Source organism: Ancylomarina salipaludis (assembly GCF_004122035.1).
Lineage (GTDB): Bacteria > Bacteroidota > Bacteroidia > Bacteroidales > Marinifilaceae > Ancylomarina > Ancylomarina salipaludis.
This window is the reverse complement of the sequence record NZ_SAXA01000006.1, coordinates 174,128-199,598: the sequence shown is the minus strand read 5'-3', so window position 1 is coordinate 199,598 and position 25,471 is coordinate 174,128. Positions and strand designations below refer to the sequence as shown.

The window sequence follows — 25,471 nt, the reverse complement described above, 5'->3', positions numbered from 1 at the left end:
CTAATTTTCGACATGATTCAGACTAAGAGATTTTTATTTATTACACTTGTGTTGATGTTATTTTTTTCATCAGGCAAACTATTGGCTCAGGACGAGAGTTCAAGCTCAATAATATTGATTGAAACCAATTTAGGGGATATCAAATTGATGCTTTATAAGGAAACGCCAAAACACCGTAAGAATTTTTTGCAACTGATCGAAAATAAACATTTCGACGGGACTCTATTTTATCGGGTTATTAAAGGTTTTGTTTTGCAGGGGGGCTCTCAGGATTCAAGAGGGGCTGCTCCAGGACGACAAATTGGCTACGGTAGTTCGAACAGAACGATTGAATCTGAATTTCGATCTCAATATTTCCATAAAAAAGGGGCATTGGCTGCAGCTCGTCAGCCCGATAAGGTTAATGTTTTTAAGGAATCCGACGTGTCACAATTCTATATTACTCAAGGGAAAGTTTATACGATGGAAGAATTAACCGCTATGGAGAATGCCGTGAATAAACCATTGAGAAATCAAATTGTAAAACGCTACCTGACACCTCAAAAGCGAGCGATACTCGATTCGTTGAAAAAAAACAAAAAGGTTGAAGAGTTTAGAGAGATTGCAGATAAGATTAAGTCTAACATTAGTTTCGATTTTGCAAGTTCGCCCGATAAATTGATTTTTACTGAGGCTCAGAAAAAGGCATACACAACGGTAGGTGGTGTTCCGCATCTGGATAAGAATTACACCGTTTTTGGTGAAGTGATTTCGGGCTTTGATGTTATTGATAAGATTGCCAATCTTAAAACGGATAAATATGACAGGCCTTATCAGGATGTGAAAATGAAAGTTCGGATTTTAAAATACTAATGCATATTTTATTTTTGCAGTTAGGTAAACTCCAAGTACATAAATATCTGTCCTAAGACTTGTTTGTGCACTGTATTAATATTCAACAATCTTTTGTAACTTCGCCGCCCTATTTAGTTGACTAAACAATACAATGATGGTAGGTAAGATAAATGAATTATTAGAGGAATTAAGAGCTTTTACAGCGACTAATCTCGACGAAGTAGAGCAATTCAGAATTAAGCATCTGAGTAAAAAAGGAACAATTGCAGCTCTTTTTGGTGATTTTAAGAATGTGCCTAATGAAGAGAAAAAAGCTGTTGGACAACTTTTAAACGAGTTGAAAACAACTGCACTTAATAAGGTAAACGAATTAAAAGATAGTTTTACCAATTCCGATTTTGATAAATCAGGTCTTGATTTAAGTCTTCCTGCTGATTCAGTTAAACTGGGATCTCGTCATCCATTGTCATTGGTAAAAAATGAAATTATTGAGATTTTTGCGCGTTTAGGTTTCACAATTTCTGAAGGTCCTGAAATTGAGGATGATTGGCATAATTTCTCTGCTTTGAATTTCCCTGAAGAGCATCCGGCACGCGATATGCAGGACACATTCTTTATTGAGAAAAACCCTGATATTTTATTGCGCACGCATACATCATCGGTTCAGGCTCATGATATGTCAGAAATGGAGTTACCAATTCGTTGTTTAACTCCGGGACGTGTTTTCCGTAACGAGGCTATTTCGGCCAGAGCGCATTGTATTTTCCATCAAATTGAGTGTTTATACATCGATGAAAATGTTTCTTTTGCCGATTTGAAACAAACACTTAGTTATTTTGCTAAAGAATTCTTTGGTGAGAAAACAGAGATTCGTTTACGTCCATCATATTTCCCGTTTACAGAGCCATCGGCTGAGGTTGATGTAACCTGTTCACTTTGTGGAGGAGATGGTTGTAACGTGTGTAAAGGTACCGGATGGCTTGAGATTTTAGGTTGTGGTATGGTGGATCCAAATGTTTTGGATTTAAACAATATCGATAGCAAGAAATATACGGGTTTCGCATTGGGTATGGGAATCGAACGAATTACCATGTTGAAATATGGTATTAAGGATCTTCGTTTGTTTTTTGAAAACGATATCCGTTTTCTTGAGCAATTTTCTGCTGCTGGATTTTAGTTTAGAATCTTCATAAAATATAGATCCCGAGAGCTTTTCATGCTTTCGGGATTTTTTTATAAGTAAAGTTTTTGATCTTGTGTTTCTCAAACTATAATTGTTATATTTATCTGCCCATTTAGGAGGTGAACTTATATTCTAAAATAATTATTCACATTCGAAACTTGTATATATAATGGGCTTTTTTGAGTGTGTTGAAAATTTAGGATTTTAGATTTTAATAGCTTTGAAAATGAACCAGAATCAAACCTTTCCAAATTGTGATCAGTTAGCCGAATGTTTTGCTAAAAGGTTTAAACATTTAAATAGCGATCAGATGAACCTTCTTTTTTGGGAAGAGGAATGTGAATTGTTAAAAAGGGGAAAGGTCATATATGCAGAAGGCGATTCCGCACGTGGATGTTATTTTGTTTATTCAGGGGTTTTAAAAGTTTTCAAAACGGGTCTTGAGGGGAAGGAACAGATCATTCGATTTGCAAAATCCGGTGATATTATTGGTTTCCGATCTGCCCTTAGTCAAGAGCCTGCCTGCACGTCATCAAAAGTGATTGAAGATGCGATTGTGTGTTTTATTCCTAGCGATACTTTAACCAAATTGATTCAGCAAAATCCTGAGTTCTCACTGGAGTTGATTAAGATGACTTGTAAGGAGCTTGGAGAGGCCAATAGTTATATCACTGACATTGCTCAGAAATCGGTTAGAGAGCGTTTGGCAGAGGTCTTAATTCAACTGATGGAAACCTTTGGTCTGGCTCAGGACAATAGTCTGCAGATTTCCTTAACTCGCGAAGAACTTGCCAATATGGTTGGTACCGCAACCGAATCGGTTATCCGATTACTATCAGAGTTTAAAAACGACCGATTGATCGAAATTCAGGGACGAAAAATTAAGATTGTTGATGTTCGTTCACTCAAAAGAGTTGGAGGCGTATACTAATTAGTGATTAAGGATTATCGATTTACAATTAAAGAGTAAATTTTTAGTTCACAGATATACATAAGCTTAAAATATACAAAGCACTGTTCGTTTATTCGGATGGTGCTTTTTTTTAAACCAACAGTTTTATGGATCAGTTATAAAAGTTGGGTCAAAGTGATTAAATATATTTTAGGATTATCTTTTAAATTTTTCGCTCAAGCCGCTAGGCTTCTACTTTTCTCCTTAGATGAGAAAAGTAGACAAAAGAATCAAGTCAGCCTGATCCTTGTTTTCTCTAAGTGGAAAGAAAGTTAGCACGCTTCACGGCAGGCTGACAAGACACGCCCAAAACATTTTTATAAAAAATGATTGAAATTGTGAGACGTTTTTTTGTTTCTGGCCTTGGCAACGCAAGTGGGGACCCATAGGTGAAAAAGGCGTTAAAAACAGAATGCTGTTTGAGTGAGGTACGAACGAGTTCAGTCTGTTTAGCCTTTGAACCGTGATGGGTCACTGAGTGCCGGAGCCATTGATTTTTGTTACTTTTCATCAAGGAAAAGTAAATAAAAGAGAAAAAATGGTTCGTATCACGGATCTAAGATTTTTCCTGTTTATGCCTTCCAAAATTAATACTTGGGATTAGAAAGCCCCAACTTTTACCAGTGTTCCAGTTTTATTTACATCTCGCTGATAAATCGGTCAGGTTCTATTAGGCTACACTATGTTAAAAAATGTTATCGATATTCCGATTCTACTACAAAAATAGTAGATTTGATTTTGTTAACCCATTTTTCATTACCCAATTAATTATCATGAAGAAGATCCTAAACTTAATCATCTTTCTAAGCTTGTTTCAAGTTACAAGTTTTGCTCAGAATATTGAACTACTTGAGCTTTGGCAAAAGAAAGATTGGAACAGCTTAATTGCGACATCGAATCAGTTGATAAAAGCCAATGAAAGTAATTATCAAGCCTATTATTGGAAACAATATGCATTGCTTGAGCAAGGAAAGCATACAGAGGCCCTTGAAGTTTTGAAAACAGCTTTTGATTGTTGTGAAAACAAGCTTGAAATCCGATCCGAATTGGCGAATCTTTATTTTCTGCAAGGCATGTATTTGCAAGCAAAAACCGAGTTGGATATCTTGCTTAAAGAAGCAAATCCTGATTTCAGAACCTTCGAGCAAAGGGTTCAGATTCATGAGTTTTCAAAGGAGCGTATCGCTGCTATTAATTTGCTTCATCGTGCGAAAAACCATGACACGTCACACGCTTTTTATTGGATTCATCTGGGGGATAATTACAATCAGCTTGGCGAGTTTGATGATGCCACCAAATATTATGAATCGGCTTTAGCAATCAACCCACTCGATTATCAAACCAGTAGTAAACTTGCGCGTGTTTATTTAGATGTTAATCCAAATTCAGCTCTTGATATTTGCAATGGCGTTTTAGAAAAAGATTCAACCAATATTCGTTTTATACAAATTGCCGCATCGGCATATATTAAGCTCGATAAAGAGACGGAAGCACTTAAACAATACAGCACAGCATTAAGTTTGGGAGATTCAACGCTTAATACCATGCGCAATGCGGGTATATTATTCCAAAAATTTCAAAAAAACGATTTGGCTTTAAAACTACTAAACCGCTCGTATCAGGTTGATAGCACTGATGTGAAAGTGGTTTTTTATTTGGCGATGGCCGAGACTCAGCTTCTGAATCCTGATAAAGGCCTGGACTTGTTTGATGAATCCTTAAATTTACTAAAACCAGACTCGTCAATTCTCTCAATTATTCATAAGGAAAAAGCCGTTATTTTTAATGAGAAGGGTAAGCATCAGCAAGCTCTTGACAATTATCTCATTGCTCATAAATTTAACCCTAAGAAGAAATTTTACCTCTACCTAATAGCAGAACAATACGATGCTCTAAACAAAAAGAAAGAAGCTCTGGAATATTACCAGCAAGTGTTTGATGGTATTGATGAGAAAAAGGGGCTTGATTTATTAACAGCTTCTGTTCGCGACTTTTCTCAAGCAAGAATTGAAAAACTAAAGGAAGATCTCTTTATGGAGCAATAATATGATTTCATAACATAGATTGTTTGTAGTATAAAGAGAAGAGAACTATTAGAATCAATGGATGCCTATTTTTATTTTATAAATACGTATAGCGTTGTTTATCTATATAAATTAATCTTGACCATAAATTCTTTACAAATTATAGCTGATAATTCAATTATCAGCTTTATTTTTAAGCTTTAATAAATACATGTTTTTATAAACAACAGATTCGTTTATAAATGACTGATCCTAATCTATGAAAAAAAAGTTCCCCCATTTTCGACAACTCGATGCTATGGATTGCGGGCCTACGTGCCTGCGCATGATATCGAAGTTTTACGGTAAAACCTATAGTTTGCAGTCGCTGCGCGACAAATCATACATTACTCGTGAAGGTGTGTCGATGATGGGTATTGCGGATGCGGCTGAGAGTATTGGTTTTCGTAGCATGGGGGTACGAATCACTTTCGATCAGTTAGCTGAACAAGCTACTTTGCCAGCTATTTGCCATTGGAATCAAGCGCATTTTGTGGTGGTGCACAAAATTGAGAAAAAGAAGAATAAAACCATAGTGCATGTGGCTGACCCAGCATCAGGAATGCTTAAATTCACTAAAGAAGAATTTATAAAAGCTTGGGCATCGACTAAGGTGGATGGTGATTTGAAAGGTTTGTGTTTACTATTGGAACCTACTCCTGATTTTTATAAGGCTAAGGATGAGAGTGGGAGCAAGAAAAAGAGCATAGGTTTCCTTTTGCGTTACCTTAAGCCCTATAAAAAGTTTTTGTTTCAGTTGTTTTTGGGCATGCTTTTCGGGAGTATGTTGCAGCTTATTTTCCCATTTTTAACTCAATCGGTTGTCGATATTGGTATCAATACACAAAACCTGAGTTTTATTACTTTGGTTTTAGTTGCCCAGTTGGTGCTCTTTATTTCTCGCATATCGGTAGAGTTTATTCGTTCCTGGATACTTTTGCACATTTCAACCCGCATCAATATTTCCCTGATTTCGGATTTCCTGATTAAGTTGATGAAGTTGCCTATTGGTTTCTTCGATATCAAAATGATCGGTGATCTCTTACAGCGTATACAGGATCATACCCGTATTGAAAATTTCCTGACATCATCAACACTGAACATTCTGTTCTCTATGGTGAATCTTTTGATTTTCGGTGTGGTTTTGGCCATTTACAACACAACCATATTCCTTGTTTTCCTTTTGGGATCGAGTCTTTACATCATTTGGATTAACCTTTTCCTAAAGAAACGCCGTGAGTTGGATGGCAAGCGTTTTGCCCAACTATCGAGCAATCAGAATTCGCTTGTCCAGCTGATTACAGGTATGCAGGAAATCAAATTGAATAACTGTGAAAAACAAAAGCGCTGGGAGTGGGAACAAATTCAAGCAGAGCTTTTTCAGGTGCGTACCAAAGGCTTGGCCTTGAATCAATATCAGGTGTCGGGTTCGGTGTTTTTTAATGAAACCAAAAATATTGTTATCACCTTTTTAGCTGCGCAAGCCGTTGTAAATGGGAGTATGACCTTGGGTATGATGCTGGCTGTTCAGTACATTCTTGGTCAGTTGAATTCGCCTATTGATAATTTGGTTCAGTTTATTCATTCCTGGCAAGATGCCAAGATTTCGCTTGAACGATTGGGCGAAATTCATGAAATGGAGGATGAGGAAGTTGATAAAGATGAAAAGCTGATTGAATTGCCTGAAGACAAATCCATACATATCGATAAAGTTTGTTTTCAGTACGAAGGGCCTCACTCCGAAATGGTGTTAAATGATGTCGATCTGCATGTGGCTAAAGGAAAAACCACAGCTATTGTAGGTGCGTCGGGTAGTGGAAAGACCACATTGATAAAGCTCATGTTGGGCTTTTATCCGGCTACAAAGGGGAAGATCAATCTGGGCGGTGTTTCCATTCAAAATTACAGCTCGGCTATGTGGCGTCAGAACTGCGGCGTTGTAATGCAGGATGGTTTTATTTTTTCGGATACTATTGCTAAAAATATTGCAGTTGGCGATGAGGTTATTGATAAAAAAAGATTGCTTTACGCAGTGCAAGTTGCCTGTATACATGATTTTATCGACAGTTTACCTTTGCGATATAATACCAAGATTGGTGCCAATGGGCATGGTTTGAGTCAGGGACAAAAGCAACGAATTTTAATTGCCCGCGCGGTGTATAAAAATCCGGAATTCTTATTCTTTGATGAAGCGACTAATGCTCTTGATGCTAATAATGAGAGAGCCATTATGGAGAATTTGGATGAGTTCAACCAAGGACGTACGGTTGTGGTTGTTGCTCATCGATTAAGCACGGTTCGTAATGCTGATAAAATTATTGTTCTGGATAAAGGTCAAATTGTGGAACATGGTAGCCATAATGACTTAACTAAATTGAAGGGAAGATATTATGAATTGGTTAAGAATCAGCTGGAACTTGGCAATTAAATTGCTAAATGGTTATAATTGTTGAATGGCTTAATTGTTAAAACAATTGATGATGGAAAATAAATTTCTAGAATTGGATAAAATTTACGCTTACAAGCGTGCTTTTACATTATCAAACTACATATGGAATATTATTATTTCTTGGGACTTTTTTTCAAAGGATACTGTTGGTAAGCAATTCACACGATCTATAGATTCAATTTCTGCTAATTTAGCTGAAGGTTATGGACGTTATCATAAAAAAGATAAAATAAAGTTTTATCGTTATGCTATGGGATCCTTAAGGGAATCGATTGATTGGAATGAAAAATCAAGAATTAGAAAGTTGATAAATGAAGAGCAATATTTTCATATAAATAATGAATTGCGTGAGTTACCCCAAGAGATTAATTATCTAATAAAGTTTACGAATGAAAAACTTACAATATAGCAGTTTGACCATATAAAAAGTTTCAATTTTAACCATTTAGCCATGTGGCAATATAATAGATATGAGCGATAATATAGAATTAAGATCAGAGTCGGTTCAAGAGATATTAGGTAAAATGCCATCGTGGATTGTGAGGGTGGGGTCCGGTTTGGTGTTTCTGGTGGTGTTGATTTTGGTGATTGGCTCCTGGTTTTTCTCTTATCCCGAGATTATAGCTGCTAAATTGGTTTTAACCACAGAGAATCCTCCGGCAGAATTGATTTCTCGTGTGAATGGTAAGATCGTCGACTTAAGAGTGAGCGATAACCAGCCAGTTCACTCCGGTGATTTGTTAGCAGTGATTGAAAATCCGGCTAATTTTGAGGATATTTTTGCGCTGCGCAAACAACTTCATCATGATATTCCGCAGTTAGATGGGAGAGAGCAGATAAGTACTGATATTAATCAGAATTATCGGTTGGGGGAAGTGCAAGCCTCATTTAATGCTTATTTAAAAACCTGTTCTGATTATAAGCGTTTTGTCGATTTGAAATATCACGAGAAGAAGAAAGCTTCATTGCTTCAGAAAAGGAGCAACTATCGGATGTATTACAATCGACAATATAAGCAACGTACAATTTTGGAGCAGGAACTCGCAATTGTTTCGAAGGAATTTAATCGGGACTCATTGCTTTATACCCGTGGGGTTATTTCAAAGTCGGAATATCAAAAAGCTGAAAAGAATTATTTACAACAAAGCTATGCCTTTCATGGCTCACGTTCGACTCTGTCAGCGACTCAAATTCAAATAAATGAAGTTGATCAGGCGATTATCGATTTGGATCTTGATCAAGAGAATAAGAGAAAAGAATTGCTGGATCAGATTCTGCATACTTACGATAATCTGACTGCCCAGATTGATATCTGGGAACAAAATTATTTGATTAAATCGCCAATAGAAGGATCGGTTAGTTTTAATCGTTTTTGGTCTGCCAATCAAAATGTGAAGCAGGGTGAAAAGGTCTTTACCGTTTTGCCATCCGATTCAACTCGTATTGTTGTACGTGTTGATTTAGGAATGAATCGTTCCGGAAAGGTAAAATTAGGCCAGCGTGTGAATATTAAGCTCAACAATTACCCATTTACGGAATATGGAATGCTTCAGGGAATCATACGTTCTATATCTGAGGTTCCTGATGGAGATAATTATAGTCTGGATGTCGAATTGTCTAACGGGCTTGTGACCAATTACGGGATTGAACTCAAATTTGCCCAAAAAATTGAAGGTGTTGCAGAAATTATTACTGAAGATCAGCGCTTGTTTCAACGCGTCTTTAACCCATTGAAAGCTTTATTAAAAGAACATGTTGTGAAGTAATTATCGATTAACAATTAATGATTGCTAATTACTCATTATTAATATGATTCTTTGTTCGTTTCATGCTTTTATTCTAAATTAGATTGGAACATAAGAATAAAATCATGCAAAATCTCGTGGTGGGCATCGATATAGGAGGTACAAATACCGTTTATGGTTTCGTTACTGAAGCGGGTGTTTGTATTTTTCATGCTTCGTTTTATACACCCAATTATCCTGTTTTTGAGAATTTTGTTCGCGAATTATCCCATCATATTCAATTCAATTTTATATCTTTTTCATCTCATTATAAGTTGATTGGGATTGGAGTAGGTGCTCCCAATGCTAATTTTAAAACCGGCTGTATTGAGCATGCCGTTAATTTAGCTTGGGATAAGCAATTGCCTTTATCTAAACTACTGAAAGAATACTTCAAATTACCTGTTATTTTAACCAATGATGCCAATGCAGCGGCATTGGGAGAGATGTACTATGGAGGTGCGACTCAGATGCAGAATTTTATGGTGATTACTCTCGGCACGGGTTTAGGTTGCGGACTCGTTATGGATGGTAAGGTTTACAACGGTCATCATGGGCATGCCGGTGAAGTGGGGCATGTCATAATTCGCGATCAGGGACGCAGTTGTTCCTGTGGACGCAAAGGTTGTCTTGAGACCTATGTTTCGGCTTCAGGTATAAAACGTACTGTAAGTAAATTTCTGGCTAAATATGACGATAAATCGGTTCTGCGTGATATTCCTTTCAATAAAATTTCAGCAAAGAAACTTGCAATTGCGGCTTATGGAGGCGATAAAGTTGCTATAGAATCATTTGAATATACAGGAAAGTTACTCGGCAAGGCTCTGGCAAATGTTGCTGCAATAAATAACCCCGAAGCGATCTTTTTATCAGGAGGATTAGCTAAGGCTGGTGATTTAATCTTAAAACCGACTTTCTATCATATGGAAGAGAATTTACTCTCGGTACTTCGAGGGAAAATAAAACTTGAGATTTCATCTCTTGAAGATAATGCAGGAGTTATGGGTGCTGCGGCATTGATTTTCTCTCATTTAGACGAATCTTACACTTCTACTTCAACCAAACCATCTTCTGTTTGATTGATTGTTATAATATTTTTATAACGTAGAAATTCCATCATTTCATTTTTCTCCTTAAATTTTATTTTAGGCTCGATTCTATCTTTTAGATAGTTCATTAGTGAACGAAGTGTCCTGAAATAGCGATAGAATTTATCTTCGTAATTGTAGATGTAACAAATTTCTTTTTCATCCATTATTGATAACTCATAGGTTTCAACACAGCGTTTGGGACGTAAAAACTCGATATTGATTAAGGTAATTTTATTCATTTTATATTGTATAACATTATTTTTCTAAGTCTAAATATATAAAAAAATTACTTCCATTTTTCATTAATCAATACGAATCAATCTTTTATGGATGAAAAATATGTACTCATCCTGTTTTTATGTATGCTTTATTATTTATTTTTTCATTGATTTTATGATTAAATTTTAATAAGCATTTTTACTGAAATTTAAATCTAAACGTTTGATTTTGGATATAATATTGGATTTGACTTTGGAAAGTAGCTTCCTTTTAAGGAAGTTTTTAAAGGGTATTTTTTTCACAGTTTTCTGAAAGGGTGAGCTTAGAAAAATATATTATATTGATTTTGCTTATGATCAAAATAAGTTTCCCTAAAAGCTTACATGTTTTTTTATTTAACGATTCATTATGGTTGCATAATTTTCCCATCCAATAGGATATTTAAATGTATAAATGGCTTTTTAACTCTGATTATTATCTGTTTACAGCATAATATCATATCTTGTCGGCCGATTCATTAAAAAAATTGAAATGACTTATGGCTCGATGGTTTTGCCTTCTGTTTTTTTGCTTAAATAGTCTTTTTGTACTAGCTCAAAGTGATGTACGCCCCTTTGTATCTCACAATCAAAGTCCACTCATTCATTCTTTTGGTTTACCTCATGCTGAAAGTGGTTTGGTAACTGCTAAAAATAAATTTCAATTAATTTCTACAGTTAACCTGGCAAGCAACAGTACTAATGCACAAACCCCTAATGAAATAGTCTATTTTGATGGAGAAATGTTTCGTTTGGATTTCGATTTACGATATGGCCTTTCTGAAAATATTGAGATTGGACTGAATATTCCGGTTGTTAAGCATTCTTGCGGATTTATGGATTCGAGTATTGATGGGTTTCACCGTTTTTTAGGACTATCCGGTGGGGCAAGAGCTGGCGTGCCTCAAGATGAAATTTGGTATGCGTATATTCAGGATGATAATTCCTATTTTAATATATACGAAGATAGTTTTGGTGTTGGTGATGTGAGTTTACGTTTGGCTTATCAACTTGTTAAAGGGAAGCGACATAGTTTGGCTTTTAGAACCAACTTAAAGTTTAACACGGGCAAAAAGGAAAATTTGATTGGTAGTGGAACCTTTGACTTCTCGTTTCAACTTTCAGGACAAACCAAAGGAATAGGTGAACGACCAGCTTATTTTTTCTATTCTTTAGGTTATCTTAATATTGGTAATGGGTCCTTACTTGAAGACATCCAAACTCATAATGTTGTGTTTGGTTCATTGGGTTTGGCTGTACGTGCTAATAAATGGTTTGCACCCAAGATGCAATTTGATTATCACTCTCGAATTTACAAGAATTCTACGACTCAGGAGTTGAGTGGTTATGGTTTACAATTTGTTTTGGGATCTGATTTTATTTTGAGCAAAAAGCTTATCTTAACAGCTGGTTTTTCTGAGGATGTAAAAATCAATAATTCACCTGATTTTGTATTTCACATGGGGATGAATTTCACATTTTAATAAACAACTTTTAAGCTAAAGCATATGAGTATTATTGGAAATATTATATGGATTGTATTTGGAGGTATTTTTATCTTTCTTGAATATATTATTGCAGGTGTTTTGTTGTGCTGCACCATTGTGGGCATTCCTTTCGGTTTAAAAGCGATTCAACTATCGGTGCTAGGTTTGGCTCCTTTTGGACAAAAGGTTGTCCCTAACGAGAGCTCAGGGGGGTGTTTAAGTATCTTCTTAAATATCTTTTGGTTGATTTTCGGAGGTTTTTGGATTGCTATAACCCATCTTTTGTTTGCAGTTTTGTTTGCGATAACTATTATTGGAATTCCATTTGCTGCTCAGCATATCAAACTTGCAGGCTTTGCTCTTACCCCTTTTGGAAAATCTTTGAAATAAGTTAAATCTTACGAGTAGATTGGTTTGTATTTCAAATAGACATTACCATCTTACTGTAAAGACTGTTTCCCCTGCCTTTGATTGACAAAGGAGACTGCCACCATGTGCCCGGATTATTTGTCGAGAATAGCTTAAGCCGATGCCGGAACCACTTTCTTTGGTTGTAAAAAAGGGGATGAAGATTTCATCCTGGATTTCATCGGGAATACCCGGACCATTGTCTGCAACTTTTATTTCTGTAATTGTTCCTTTTTTACCGGCACTCACACTAATTTCCGGCTTGCAGTCGTGCTCATTGGTTTGGCCGTTAAAGGCTTCTGAGGCATTTTTAACCAGATTGATAATCACCTGAACCATCATTTGTTCATCAGCGGTGAAGCTAAAGTTTTGGTTTGGGGATTGAAGTTTTAGCTGCCCCCTGAAACTTTCTTTTATAGGGGATAATAGAATGTTCAAACGGTCAAAGAAACTTTGCGTTTTAATGCTTCTGAGTTGGGGAACGGGAGCCTTTGATAAAATCCGGTAGGACTGAACAAAACGAATTAAGGCTTCATTTGTTTGGGTAATTACAGATAATCCGTCAAGGGTTTTGCTTACATCAATATCCTGCTGATCTATGGGTTTTAATTCCAGTTTTTCTTTCCAGAGCCTCATTAAGGATTGTGAAATTGAAGTAATAGGTGCGAGAGAGTTCATAATTTCGTGACTTAAAACCCGAATGAGTTTAACCCAGGCATCAATTTCTTTACGTTCAAGTTCGCCTCGAATATCTTGAAGGGTTATCAGTTTCACATTTTCATTTTCGAGTCGTATAAGTGAGCATCTGCTCATCACCTGAATACGTTCTTTATTCGAAACCAAATTCAGAACTTTTCGTTGTCTGTTTTTAAGGTTCGACAGATCAATAGCGAATTTTGAATCGATGCGATTCAGTTGTTTGATATGAGTGAACGTTTCTAAACCGATTAAATCCAATGCTGAAGAATTGACATCGGTAACAAAACCATCTTCTCTGATGACGACAACACCTGTGGCAATATTTTGAAGAATCTCAGCAAAGTAAGTTTCTTTAATTTTACTTTGCATTTGAACTTCTTGAATAATACGATTGAGTTCATTTAAACTCTGATTTAATTCATCAATGATGCCATTGCCTGATTTTTTTGGGAAGTGCAAAGTGGTATCCTTATTTTTAATGGACTGAATAAAGTAGTCCATTTGTTTGTGGGTTTTATTCAAAAATCGAACAAATTCCCAAGTTTGAAAAACCTGTAAAATTGAGCATATTCCAAAACTGAAATAGCTTTGTTTCGAAAATGTATAACCCATCAATATGGCAATTACAATTAAACTAATCAACCTTAAAATTAAAGCTGTATTGTAGTGTCTATAGGCCATATCGTTTGATTTTGTTGTATAAGGTTTGACGCGATATTCCCAATTGTGTCGAAACGGCACTAAGATTACCCATCTGTTTTTCTATTGCTGACTCAATCAATTGTTTTTCCATGTCTTCAAGCGTTCCTCCAAAGGCTTCAGCTTTTGAAAATTCATCAGCTTTAAAGGAGAAATCTTCTGCTCCTATTTTATAGTTGTTGCTGAGAATAACTGCTTTTTCTATAGCATGCTGCAATTCTCTAACATTACCAGGCCAGGTATAGTTTTGTAGTTTTTCAATTGCAGTACCCGAAACTTTTAGGCCTTTCTTGTTATATTTTTCGCTATACAGTTTGATAAAAAAATCAACCAATTCAGGAATGTCCGATTTGCGATCGCGAAGAGGAGGTAATTCAATTTGGATGGTATTCATTCGATAAAGTAAATCTTCGCGAAATGTACCTTGGCTCACCATTTGTTGCAACTTGCAATTGGTTGCACAAACCAAACGCAAATTAATATCGATGGGCGTGTTCTCTCCAAGTCGGGTTAGGGATCTGTTTTGCAGTACCGATAATAATTTGGCTTGCATAGGCAGAGATAAATTTCCGATCTCGTCGAGAAAAAGAGTTCCCTTATTTGCCGTTTCAATTTTGCCCATTCTATCATCATGGGCATCGGTAAAGGCCCCTTTTTTATGCCCAAACAGTTCACTTTCGAAAAGCGATTCAGCAATGGAACCCATATCTACGGTTACCATTACATTTTGACATCGATTCGACAGGCGATGAATTTCTCTGGCAATCAGTTCTTTCCCTGTTCCATTTTCTCCTGTGATAAGGATATTAGCATGAGTAACAGCAACTTTTCGTACTAAATCCATCACTTTCTTCCACTGCGTAGATGAGCCGATTAGATGATTCTTTTTACGGTTGATTTCAGCAATCAGTTCGTGTTCTTTTAACCTGAGTTTTTTGACCTCTTTTCTTGAGTGGCTTAATTTCCAAGCCATTTCAATAGTGGCTAACATTTTTTCATTCTCCCATGGTTTTAAAACAAAATCGACTGCACCTGACCGAACAGCTTTTACAGCCAATTCCACATCGCCATATGCGGTAATCATCACCACACTGATGCCTGAATTGTATTCCATGATCTGATTCAACCAATAGATGCCCTCATTCCCCGTATTGATTCCGGCTTTAAAATTCATATCCAAAAGTACAACGTCGTAGTTGTCCATTTTCAAATCAGATAGTAACGCATTGGGGTTGGATATACATTTCACCTTTTTGCAGTTATTGCTTAATAACAATTCTAGGGCTGAAAGGATGCTTTTATTGTCATCCACGATTAAAATTTTGGCTTCTTTCATTTGGATACTGCTATAAAATTTGAATTGGTCAATGGGAACATTGGGCAAATTTTTATCTAAAGTAGAAAGCTTTTCAAACAATTAGACACCCCTTGTCTAATATTTTGACACAAGATATTGAACTGTAATTCATAAAATGCTAGTTATATGCTGTTTATAAAACATGGCATAGGTTTAGTAATAAACGAGTCTGAATTTGTAAATCAATAATATTTTAAAATTGATTAATTAAAAAAAGGATTTTGTATGTCGATGGATAGAAAAATTGAAAAAAAGAAAGGCTTAAAAGCCAAACATATTTATATCGTTATTGCTATTATTTTAGTTTTTGGACTGTCTATGAAGATGATCTTTGGAGCTCAGTCTTCTACTTTCCGAGCTGACGAAGATAAACTCAATATTGCTGAAGTTACCTCAGGTAGTTTTAAAGATTATATTTCGATAATTGGTATGGTTGAGCCTAAGACAACTATTTATCTTGATTTGGAAGAAGGGGGTAAGGTTGTTGAGAAATTGATAGATGAGGGTGAGACTGTGAAAAAGGGAGATGTGATTGTCAAGTTGGTTAATAATGATTTAAAATTACAAATTCTGAATACTGAATCTTCATTAGCATACCAATCGAACGAGTTGCGAAATACCTTGATCAGTATGGAGCAACAGAAGATTAATAACCTGCAACAGCTGCTAAGTATTGATACCGATATTATCAGGTTAAAGCGTCGTTACGAACAGAATTTAAAGCTGTATGAAAAGGGATTTATATCGAAAGAAGATTATTTGATTTCGAAGGAAAATTATGAGTTCTCACGTCGTGACAGGGACTTGAGATATCAGCGTATGGTTCAGGATTCTATTTTTCGTGAAAATCAGAAATTACAAATGAACAGTAGTTTAAAGAATATGCAACAGAATCTGGAAATGGTTCGTCAACGATTGGAAAATCTCAATATAAAAGCCCCTGCTGATGGTCAATTGGGTAGTCTGGAAGTTGAAATTGGTCAATCAATCAACCGGGGTCAGCGCATAGGTCAACTGCATATTTTAAACGATTTTAAGATCGTAGCTGAAGTCGATGAACATTATATCGATCGAGTTCGAAGAGGTCTTTCCGGATCCTTTACGCGTAATGATAAATCGTATCATCAGGTGACTAAAAAAGTTTACCCTGAGGTTAGGGACGGACGATTTAAGGTTGATCTTATTTTTGATGGAGAATCGCCTGAAAAGCTTCGAACAGGTCAGACTTATCACATCAAACTTGAATTGGGACAACCTGTTGATGCACTTTTGTTACCCCGTGGTGGATTTTTTCAGAGTACCGGAGGCCAATGGGTATTCGTTCTGGATGAATCGGGCGATTTCGCCACAAAGCGAAATATTAAAATTGGCAGACAAAATTCGCAATATTTTGAAGTTTTAGAAGGACTTGATGCTGGTGAGAAAGTGATTACAAATAATTATGATAATTTTGGGGATAACGATCGAATCGAATTCAAATAGAATTAGATAAACAAATAAAAACGAAAGATATGATAACAATTAAAAATTTATCGAAGGTATTTCGAACAAGTGAAATAGAGACTTTAGCTCTGAATGATATCAACTTGAAAATAAAGAGCGGCGAATTTGTAGCCATTATGGGACCTTCAGGTTGTGGCAAGTCAACCTTATTAAACATCTTAGGTTTATTGGATAATCCTTCTGAAGGGCAATATACCTTTGGTGATAAGCCGGTTGCCGGACTAAAGGAAGGCCAGCGCACCGATTTGCGTAAAGGTAATATTGGTTTTGTGTTTCAGAGTTTCAACTTAATTGACGAACTGAATGTTTTTGAAAATGTTGAAATGCCTTTGGTTTATCAGGGATTTAGTAGCAAGAAGCGCAAAGAGATGGTAAGCAAGGTGCTTGATCGGATGAATATGAGCCATCGATCGCAACATTACCCTCAACAGCTTTCCGGTGGACAGCAACAGCGTGTAGCGATTGCCCGTGCTTTAGTATCCAACCCAGGTTTAATTCTAGCCGATGAGCCAACTGGTAATTTGGATTCTAAAAATGGTCAGGAAGTTATGGAATTATTAACCGAATTGAATCGCGAAGGTACAACCATTATCATGGTAACTCACTCTTTAAAAGATGCGGGATATGCTCATAGAATCATCAATCTGTTTGATGGGAAAGTTGTTACAGAGGAGGTTTTGGTTGAGGAATATTCTCAATTATAAGTGCGTTTATATCAATTTTCTTAGTTCTATTGAGTAGTAACGAGGAACCCTGTGGAGAGTTTGAGATATGAATAGCTCATATTATCAATAGAATATGAATTTTAAAAGCCATTTACTAAGAGTTTAAATCATGATATATAAAAACCTGAAGACTTTTGTTCAACATCTTTTGAGAAACAAACTTTATAGCAGCATTACTATTTTTGGTTTCTCCATTTCCTTAATGTTTATTCTTTTGTTGAGTATTTACATCAAAAATGAATATTCAGCTGATCAATTTCATGTTAATAAGGAAAGAATTTTTCGTTTGACACATGGAGATGAATCTGATTTTGCACCACCATCGGGTCCTTTGCTGATGCAAAAATTTCCAGAGGTGGAAAATTTTACCCGAACCCGTTATTTGGAAATGTATGCCAGTGCACCTGAAACTCAGAAGTTGAAGTCGCAAATATTGTTTGCTGATTCATCCTTTCTCAACATTTTCACGTACAAGATGCTTGAAGGAGACAAGAAAACGGCTTTGACTAGAGAAAATACTGTTGTTATAACGAAATCATTTGCTTACAAACTGTTCGGAAAACTTCCGGAATTAGGACTTACCCTCACAATTAATGATAACATTAATTTTGAAATTACGGGTATCATGGAAGATGTGCCTGATAATTCTCATTTTAATAAATTTGATTTGCTGGCTAATTTTCCAAGCCTGGGTAAAGTCTTTGGGATGAGCGATTTTTTGGACTCGTATAATAGTAATTCATATGGTTTGTATGTGTTAACTAAAGGCAATACCAATTTTCAATCGAAAACTCCTGAGATATTAAAACTATTTAAAGAGGTTAATTGGATGTTTAAGAAAGAATATGCAAAGTCTGTTGAACTAGAACCTATTGTTGATTCGTATTTTAGTACTTCCTATTCCAGTAACTCAAAGAATAAGAGCAAGCGTTTTGTTCTAATTTTGTCAGGTATTGTATTCTTGATCTTAGTGCTTTCTATTATTAATTATGTGAATCTAACGGTAGCACAATCCTCGTTTCGAAATAAAGAAATAGCAATCAAGAAATTGATAGGTGCTAAAAAAGCAGGTTTGTTATTACAAAGTTTATCTGAGTCAATACTTTTAAGTTTCATCTCACTTATCATTGCTCTGGTTTTAAGTTTTCAGATGGTACCAGTTTTTAATTATCTGTTGGATACTAGAATAGATTTACTTGATGAATTTACAATGAGTAACCTGTTTTTTGCCATTGTTTTCATGTTGTTGATTGGTATCATTTCTGGAATTATTCCTGCGCTTAAAATCACCAAATTCAATCCCATTGAGGTTGTAAAAGGTGAATCTAAGATGAAGGAAAAAAATATCTATTCTAAAATCATGATATGTTTTCAGTATCTGATTATTATAGTTTTGATTACAAGTGCTTTTTTTATCAGTAAGCAGACTAATTTCCTTCGGAATTATAAACTTGGTTTTGAGCAGGAAAATATGCTTTGTTTTGAATATGAGGTTTCCAATAAAAAACAGCGGGTACTTGAAGAAATTCTTGAAAAGATACCAGGCGTAGAAGATGTTAGTTTAAGTTGTGGAACTCCCCTTGATGGTGGAAACAATAATTGCTTTACATATAAAGATAAAGAGTTGAGCTTTCAACATTTCGTTGTTGATACGAACTTCTTTAAATTATTGAATATACCTGTAAAAAAAACAGGGGTAGCCTTCTCTCAAAATATGTGTTGGTTAAATGAGGCTGCCGTTAAAGCATTGGAACTTCCTGAAAACCCAACAACTTTTAAGCTTTATAATAAGGAATATCCTGTTTATGGTATCGTAAAGGATTTTCATTTCAGAAATTTAAAAAGTCAGTTAGGACCAGCCTATTTTCATATTCTTAACCCGAATCGTGATGCCTGGACTTTTGTGGTTAAATTGAAATCTGGGAATAACTACGAAACGATTCAAAAAATAAAAAAGGCACACAGTGATTTTACTAATGGCATACCTTTAAGAATCGATTTCTTTGATGAGGTGGTTCGAGATTGGTATGCGAAAGAAGAAAAAACAGGAAAAATTGTAAAGTATTTTGCGATGCTTACCGTAATTATTTCTGTGATGGGGCTATTTGCAATGTCATTGTATTATGTGCAGCAAAAACAAAAAGAAATTGGTATTCGTAAGGTAAATGGTGCAAAAACTTCAGAGATACTAAAATTGTTAAATCGAGATTTCTCTTTATGGGTTATTATTGCTTTCGTACTTGCCTGCCCAATTGCATGGTATGCTATGAATAAATGGTTGCAAAATTTCGCTTATAAAACAGAACTCAGCTGGTGGATATTCGCCTTAGCGGGACTTATTGCTATGGGAATTGCAATGCTAACGGTCTCGTTTCAATCGTGGCGGGCGGCAACAAGGAATCCAGTAGAGAGTTTAAGGTATGAGTAAGTGAGAATTTTGAAGATTGTTAACGATTAACAAATATTATATAGATGAAAATTCCGCATAGTGTAAAAATTTCTTTTAGAAGCATTCTAAAAAATAAAACCCAATCGTTAATTAGTATACTTGGATTGGGTATTGGTTTGGGTTGCGTTTTTCTATTGAGTTTACTTTATATTCATGAAAACTCCTTTGATAGTTTTATTCCCCAAAAAGAGAATTTGTATCGAGTTTTACGTGGACCAGTATATCTAACCTCTTATCCATTAGGTAGTACAATTAAAGAGGAAATACCACTTGTCGATAATTATTTCAGGTATTATCAAGATTCGGATGTGGAATTAAAAAATTCCCATCACGATTTAGTGAGAGATAAACGATTCGCTTACGCTGACACGTCTCTCTTTACTTGTTTAGGTATCAAGATACTTCAAGGAAACTCGTCACGATCCGAAAGAGAAATATGTATTTCTGCTTCAACAGCAAACAGATATTTTAATAAGGAAAATCCCATTAATCAGATACTCCAGGTGAAGATCAACAATCGATTTTTATCCCTAAGGGTTTGCGGTGTGTATGAAGACTTCCCTCAAAATTCCCGATTATATCCTAATTTCATTTGTAATCTTGATTTGATAAGAGAGTCTCTCGGCCGTCACCAAAGGTATCTGGGACATTTCGGAAAAGCCTCAGAGGTCTTTAAAGATTGGGACCATTTTTTATTTGAGACTTATCTTCTTTTGAATAAAAATGCAGATCCTCAAAATGTCTTGCGACATATGCAAGCATATAAAAACAAAACTGTCGATGAAAAGCGAAGGGATCAGGATTATGATTTGCAAATTGTTACTGATATCTATCTTCATTCATCAGCATTATATGAAATAACTGAAAGTCGAACAGGGAATGCTACACAATTAAAATATCTACTTGTGATTTCCTTATTTATTCTTCTGATTGCGGTTGTGAATTACGTGTTTCTGACAAAAGCAAAAATGGAAAACCGCCTGAAAGATTTTGGGGTTCAGAAAGCTATGGGGGCTTCAACTAAATCCATTCTTAAACAAGTTTTGCTGGAATCAAATATGCTTTCATTTCTTAGTTTATTTCCAGCTTCATTGGTCGTTCTCTGGGGATTTCCTTTTATAAATAATACGCTTGAACGCACATTAGGGATTGAGGTTTTTATGATATGGCAATCATGGGTGGTGTTATTTTTGGTTGTGATTGTAACAGGGTCAATTTCCGGTATTGTAATCGGCTTGACTATTACTAGCCGATCTTCAGTGGATCTGATTAAGGGTATCAAATTGAAATCGCTGAAAGGTAAAGGTTGGACTAATTCCGTCTTAAGTATACATTTTGCCATTTTTATTATTCTTGTTACCGGTGTTTTAATAATAAAGAAACAATTGCATTATGCTCAAACAAGTTCCAAGAACATTGAAACCGAAAATGTTATTATTTGTGAATTCAACTCTCTTGAATTAAGCAAGCAATATCAGTTAATCACCAACGAAGTGGAAAAAATACCAGGTGTTATATGTACAGCAGGCTCATCTTTGATTCCTCCGGTAAATCTAAATATGCCAGTTACCTTGATGTATGAAAATCATAAGGTTCGATTTGATGGCTTGTTTATGGGAAAAGGAATGCTAGGGCTTCTTGGAGTTCAATTTCTTGATGGATTTGATTTTGGAGATTTTCACCCGGATCAAAATGATGAGAATGAGGTAATATTTAATGAGTCTGCAGCAAAGAAATACAAGCTTAAAGTAGGCGAATTATTTAATGGGTTTAATGTGCGTGGGATTGTCAAGGATTTCAGTGGTCATTCTTTTCATTCTCAGATTCAGCCTATGGTCATCCTTCAGCAAGATCCTCAAAAGATGAACTTGTTTGCCATTAAAACTTCTGGACTTAACAATGATGAAATACGAAAAAAAGCAGGTGAATTTTTCAGCAAGCTATCACCCGATGTCATTGTCAATATTTATACTCTAAAAGAACAAATTAGTGAATTCTATAAAAAGGAACAGCAGCAAGTTAAATTGCTTACTGCATTTTCATTTTTTGCTATAATATTGTCAGTTATGGGGTTATTGGGGATGGTGTTAAATGCCATATTTTTAAAAAGGAAAGAAATTGGTATCCGAAAAGTAAATGGTGCGAAAACTATTGAGATCCTTAGAATGCTTAATTGCGATTTCGCGAAATGGGTTATTTTCTCCTTTGTTTTTGCTTGCCCTATAGCTTGGTATGCCATGCACAAATGGCTCGAAAACTTTGCCTATAAAACAGAACTCAGCTGGTGGATCTTTGTCTTATCCGGACTCATCGCAATGGGAATAGCATTGCTAACGGTCTCGTTTCAGTCGTGGCGAGCGGCTACAAGGAATCCTGTGGAGAGTTTGCGGTATGAATAATTCTAAAACCTGCATTATGCTTTGGTATCATCTAAAATTATCCGTTCTACGTCTGATTAAGAATCGCGTCTTTTCTGTGACGAATATTTTGGGGCTTAGCTTTGGTATAGCATCCTTTTTTGTCTTGTTTATTCATGTTCAAAATGAACGAAGCTATGATAGGGATATCAAAGACTATGAACAGATCTACAGGGTTATTTCATCACCATCACACATTGATGATGCGTGGGCAAGGAGTTTAGGTTTTATTAAAGAAGCTGCAATGCAATTTCCTGAAGTTGAGAATGCAACACAGTTTTCGCATTCAAAGCTTGAAACAATTAAAATACATGACCAATCGGTATCTCAAAATGATGTTTTATCTGTTGATACAAATTTCATGAGCATTTTTTGTGTTGAAAGTCTGCTTGGGGACTTATCTGAAATTGTAAAACCCAATGTGGCTTTTATTTCTGAAAGATTTGCAAAAAAATACTTTAAAAGTGAAAACCCAATTGGTCAATATCTTGAAATTGAAAGCTTACAATTAGAAAAAGGGGCTGGACGATATGAGATTGTCGGAATCATTAGAAATACACCTCTAAAGACGCACATAAATTATGAGATTCTTCTTTCTCAAAAAGGATCTCTTGGCGAACGATATGCTTCTTTGGGAACTAGAAAAATTCAGTGGGTTTACAACTATCTCAAATTGAAACAGGGTGTTTCTCCCACCATTATTACTGATAAGATTCTTACACATTTTAATAATTCGAGTCTTAGACAAACACGAGGGCCTAAGGACTATAAATTCAATCTTTTAAGTCTCTCCGATATTCATTTAAAATCGGACTGTAGGTTTGAATTAAAAGAGAGTCGTACTAAAATAAACATCAATTTATTCACGATTATCGCCTTTGTTATTTTACTGGTTTCCCTGATTAATTTTGTCAGCTTAATTACAGTAAACCTGTTTAAAAGGTCAAAAGAATTTGGGTTAAAATCCTCCATTGGTGCTCATAAAAAACACTTATTATATCAGGTATTTCTTGAAGTATTGCTTCTTTGTTCTGTTTCCATTGTTATTTCTTTGTTGGGAATTGAATTGATAAAACCCTTCATCAATCAGTTTTACGAAATTCAGTTTGATATTTTCTATGACGAATCAATAATTTATTGGTCCATTTTGATTATCCTTTTATTTAGCGGTTTAATCTCTGTTTTATTTGTACGTTTTTTCATCTTAAAAAACAATTCGACCAGTGAAACAATAAAAGGTTTAAGGTCACTAACAGGGAAGCGTCTTTTACAGCCATTAATGATTTTTCAGATAACGATCGTTATTGTTCTTATTTCGGCCACACTGCTGGTCAATAAACAAATAGATTATTTATTGGATAAGCCTCTTGGATTTAATACCCACAATATTGTTGTTTTACGATTAAAAGATTTCTCAAAGGATCCTAATATATTTGCCAACGAGTTAAGAAAGAAATCGCAGATTGAATCGATTGGTTTCACCAGACAATATTTTGGATATCCAACTCAAACTTTTTCTTTGGATGGATTTGGAATTGAAGGCAATGCCGAAATGTCATTTGCTGATTATGATTTTTTTAAAACCATGGGCATTCATTTTGTTCATAATTTTGTTAATCCATCAAGGGACACAATTGAAGGGATGGTTATCAACAATCATTTGTACAAGAGGTTAATAGATAAACATAAAACTCTTGAGAACCTGAATTCATACAGATCAGATATACCATTGGAAGCAGATCAGCGTCGTGTTGATATTATAGGCGTAGTAGATGATTTTAATTACAGTTCGGCACATAATCCAATAGGTGACTATATCTTTTTATTAGGAGAATCAAGATATAATGCCCGTTTTATTCATGTCCGGATCTCTCCCCAAAATATCAAAACAGGAATGAAGTGCATACAGGATGAGTGGAGTAAACACTATCCAAAAGAGAAACTGGAATATTTCTTTATGGATGACAAAATTGCACAACAATATCAATCAGAGAATATTTTGAGAAAGATATTGATGAGTTTTTCAATTCTTGGAATTCTTATCGGAATCATCGGGATTAGCGCACTTTCTTATTTTATCTCCGAACAAAGAACCAAAGAAATAGGCATCAGAAAGGTAAATGGAGCCCAAACGCACGAGATTATAACAATGCTGAACAGAGATTTTGGATGGTGGGTATTTATTGCCTTTATAATCTCTTGTCCATTAGCTTGGTACGCTATGGACAAATGGCTCGAAAACTTTGCTTATAAAACAGAACTTTCATGGTGGATCTTTGTCTTATCCGGACTCATCGCAATGGGAATAGCATTGCTAACTGTCTCGTTTCAGTCGTGGCGAGCGGCAACACGGAATCCGGTGGAAAGCTTGAGGTATGAATGATTTCGAGTAATAAGGTGGACGATAAACCAGAGAATTTAACCATCCTGAGGAGTAGGAGGTGAATCTACCCATCAATTAATTGATTCAACGGTTGGTTTTATCATTTTTCCGAACGAATAGATCGATTTTATCTCTAGGGAATCAATTTTACGATCTATTCTGAGAATTCTCCCCTCAAATATGTCTATTTTACCTTCGGGGAATCGATTTTACCCATTGGGCTTATAGGTTTACGTATAGGAATTAAAGATTCTTGTACTTTAAATTCAGGCAAATTTTGTTTTTATCGTACTGTTTTAAAATGAAACATCCCGACTGGAAATGCCAATCGGGATGCTCACAAAATACTTAAACAACAAACACTAACATAAACGTTCCTTAAACGCGTACGCCACAAAGGTGAGCATTAAAAATGGTTTTTGAAAGTGATTTTCAGGCAGATATGAGTGCAAACGTTTTAGAATGTTCTCGGAAACGTTTGTTGTGACTCTATTTATATTCAGTTTAAATAAAGAGCTTCTTATCTGTTATTTTTTGTGAATTGCTCCACGTGGAGCAATTGTTTCATTTATATTTTGATTGCTCCTGCAAACAAAATTCAAGTTTTTTGATGTAGCACTTCAGAAAATATGTTTAGACATTCTGCATGAACAGTGCTGTAGACTTTCATTTATCCAAATCAGAAAATCCGAGGGCTTAAAACCTAAATTTCGTTATATTTGTCTTCTTAT

At 35.5% G+C, this 25,471-nt stretch carries 18 protein-coding genes; 15 read left to right on the top strand and 3 right to left on the bottom strand.

Annotation, left to right across the window (positions count from 1 at the left end):
* Positions 1–12: 12 nt before the first annotated feature.
* The 8 genes from EO244_RS08540 (at position 13) to EO244_RS08505 (ending at position 10,344) form a co-directional block, all read left to right on the top strand.
* Positions 13–852, top strand: a complete 840-nt coding sequence (locus tag EO244_RS08540; RefSeq protein WP_164977449.1) for a peptidylprolyl isomerase — start codon at positions 13–15, stop codon at positions 850–852.
* A 136-nt stretch (positions 853–988) separates the two neighbouring features.
* The gene (pheS, locus tag EO244_RS08535) at positions 989–2,011 is read left to right on the top strand and encodes a phenylalanine--tRNA ligase subunit alpha (RefSeq protein WP_129254247.1); all 1,023 of its coding nucleotides are present in this window, start codon (positions 989–991) and stop codon (positions 2,009–2,011) included.
* Positions 2,012–2,243: 232 nt separating this feature from the next.
* Entirely contained in the window at positions 2,244–2,948 is a 705-nt protein-coding gene (locus tag EO244_RS08530) for a Crp/Fnr family transcriptional regulator (protein WP_129254246.1), read from the top strand.
* A 794-nt stretch (positions 2,949–3,742) separates the two neighbouring features.
* Entirely contained in the window at positions 3,743–5,014 is a 1,272-nt protein-coding gene (locus EO244_RS08525) for a tetratricopeptide repeat protein (protein ID WP_164977448.1), read from the top strand.
* Between the two features lie 238 nt (positions 5,015–5,252).
* Positions 5,253–7,460, top strand: coding sequence for a peptidase domain-containing ABC transporter (locus EO244_RS08520; protein ID WP_129254244.1), 2,208 nt, complete (start codon positions 5,253–5,255; stop codon positions 7,458–7,460).
* 52 nt (positions 7,461–7,512) lie between these two features.
* Complete coding sequence (locus EO244_RS08515) at positions 7,513–7,890, top strand: four helix bundle protein (protein ID WP_129254243.1); 378 nt, start codon at positions 7,513–7,515, stop codon at positions 7,888–7,890.
* 61 nt (positions 7,891–7,951) lie between these two features.
* Positions 7,952–9,247 carry an HlyD family secretion protein gene (locus EO244_RS08510; RefSeq protein ID WP_129254242.1) on the top strand — a complete coding sequence of 432 codons (1,296 nt, stop codon included), beginning with the start codon at positions 7,952–7,954 and terminating at the stop codon, positions 9,245–9,247.
* Between the two features lie 104 nt (positions 9,248–9,351).
* A complete protein-coding gene (locus EO244_RS08505; RefSeq protein WP_129254241.1) occupies positions 9,352–10,344 on the top strand; it encodes an ROK family protein in 993 nt (330 codons plus the stop codon).
* Here the strand turns inward: EO244_RS08505 and EO244_RS08500 are convergent.
* On the bottom strand, positions 10,308–10,595 hold the full coding sequence (locus EO244_RS08500; protein ID WP_129254240.1) for a hypothetical protein: 288 nt from the start codon (positions 10,593–10,595) through the stop codon (positions 10,308–10,310). The genes EO244_RS08505 and EO244_RS08500 overlap by 37 nt on opposite strands.
* 518 nt (positions 10,596–11,113) lie before the next feature.
* Between EO244_RS08500 and EO244_RS08495 the strand changes: the two genes are divergently transcribed.
* Both EO244_RS08495 and EO244_RS08490 read left to right on the top strand, forming a co-directional pair.
* Complete coding sequence (locus EO244_RS08495) at positions 11,114–12,097, top strand: DUF3187 family protein (protein ID WP_129254239.1); 984 nt, start codon at positions 11,114–11,116, stop codon at positions 12,095–12,097.
* A 24-nt stretch (positions 12,098–12,121) separates the two neighbouring features.
* Entirely contained in the window at positions 12,122–12,490 is a 369-nt protein-coding gene (locus EO244_RS08490; protein ID WP_129254238.1) for a YccF domain-containing protein, read from the top strand.
* A 42-nt stretch (positions 12,491–12,532) separates the two neighbouring features.
* Here EO244_RS08490 and EO244_RS08485 read toward each other — a convergent pair whose 3' ends face one another.
* Positions 12,533–13,888 (bottom strand): sensor histidine kinase, encoded by a 1,356-nt coding sequence (locus tag EO244_RS08485; RefSeq protein WP_129254237.1) that lies wholly within the window; start codon positions 13,886–13,888, stop codon positions 12,533–12,535.
* Positions 13,878–15,242 carry a sigma-54-dependent transcriptional regulator gene (locus tag EO244_RS08480; RefSeq protein ID WP_129254236.1) on the bottom strand — a complete coding sequence of 455 codons (1,365 nt, stop codon included), beginning with the start codon at positions 15,240–15,242 and terminating at the stop codon, positions 13,878–13,880. The genes EO244_RS08485 and EO244_RS08480 overlap by 11 nt, the downstream gene beginning before the upstream one ends.
* 246 nt (positions 15,243–15,488) lie before the next feature.
* Here EO244_RS08480 and EO244_RS08475 point away from each other — a divergent pair, with 246 nt between their 5' ends.
* The 5 genes from EO244_RS08475 to EO244_RS08455 all read left to right on the top strand — a co-directional run bounded on the left by EO244_RS08475 (position 15,489) and on the right by EO244_RS08455 (position 24,740).
* Positions 15,489–16,745, top strand: a complete 1,257-nt coding sequence (locus EO244_RS08475) for an efflux RND transporter periplasmic adaptor subunit (protein WP_241687962.1) — start codon at positions 15,489–15,491, stop codon at positions 16,743–16,745.
* Between the two features lie 29 nt (positions 16,746–16,774).
* Complete coding sequence (locus EO244_RS08470) at positions 16,775–17,470, top strand: ABC transporter ATP-binding protein (RefSeq protein ID WP_129254235.1); 696 nt, start codon at positions 16,775–16,777, stop codon at positions 17,468–17,470.
* Positions 17,471–17,600: 130 nt separating this feature from the next.
* Complete coding sequence (locus tag EO244_RS08465) at positions 17,601–19,919, top strand: ABC transporter permease (protein WP_129254234.1); 2,319 nt, start codon at positions 17,601–17,603, stop codon at positions 19,917–19,919.
* A 44-nt stretch (positions 19,920–19,963) separates the two neighbouring features.
* Positions 19,964–22,339, top strand: a complete 2,376-nt coding sequence (locus tag EO244_RS08460) for an ABC transporter permease (protein WP_129254233.1) — start codon at positions 19,964–19,966, stop codon at positions 22,337–22,339.
* Positions 22,340–22,355: 16 nt separating this feature from the next.
* On the top strand, positions 22,356–24,740 hold the full coding sequence (locus EO244_RS08455; RefSeq protein ID WP_164977447.1) for an ABC transporter permease: 2,385 nt from the start codon (positions 22,356–22,358) through the stop codon (positions 24,738–24,740).
* Positions 24,741–25,471 lie beyond the last annotated feature (731 nt).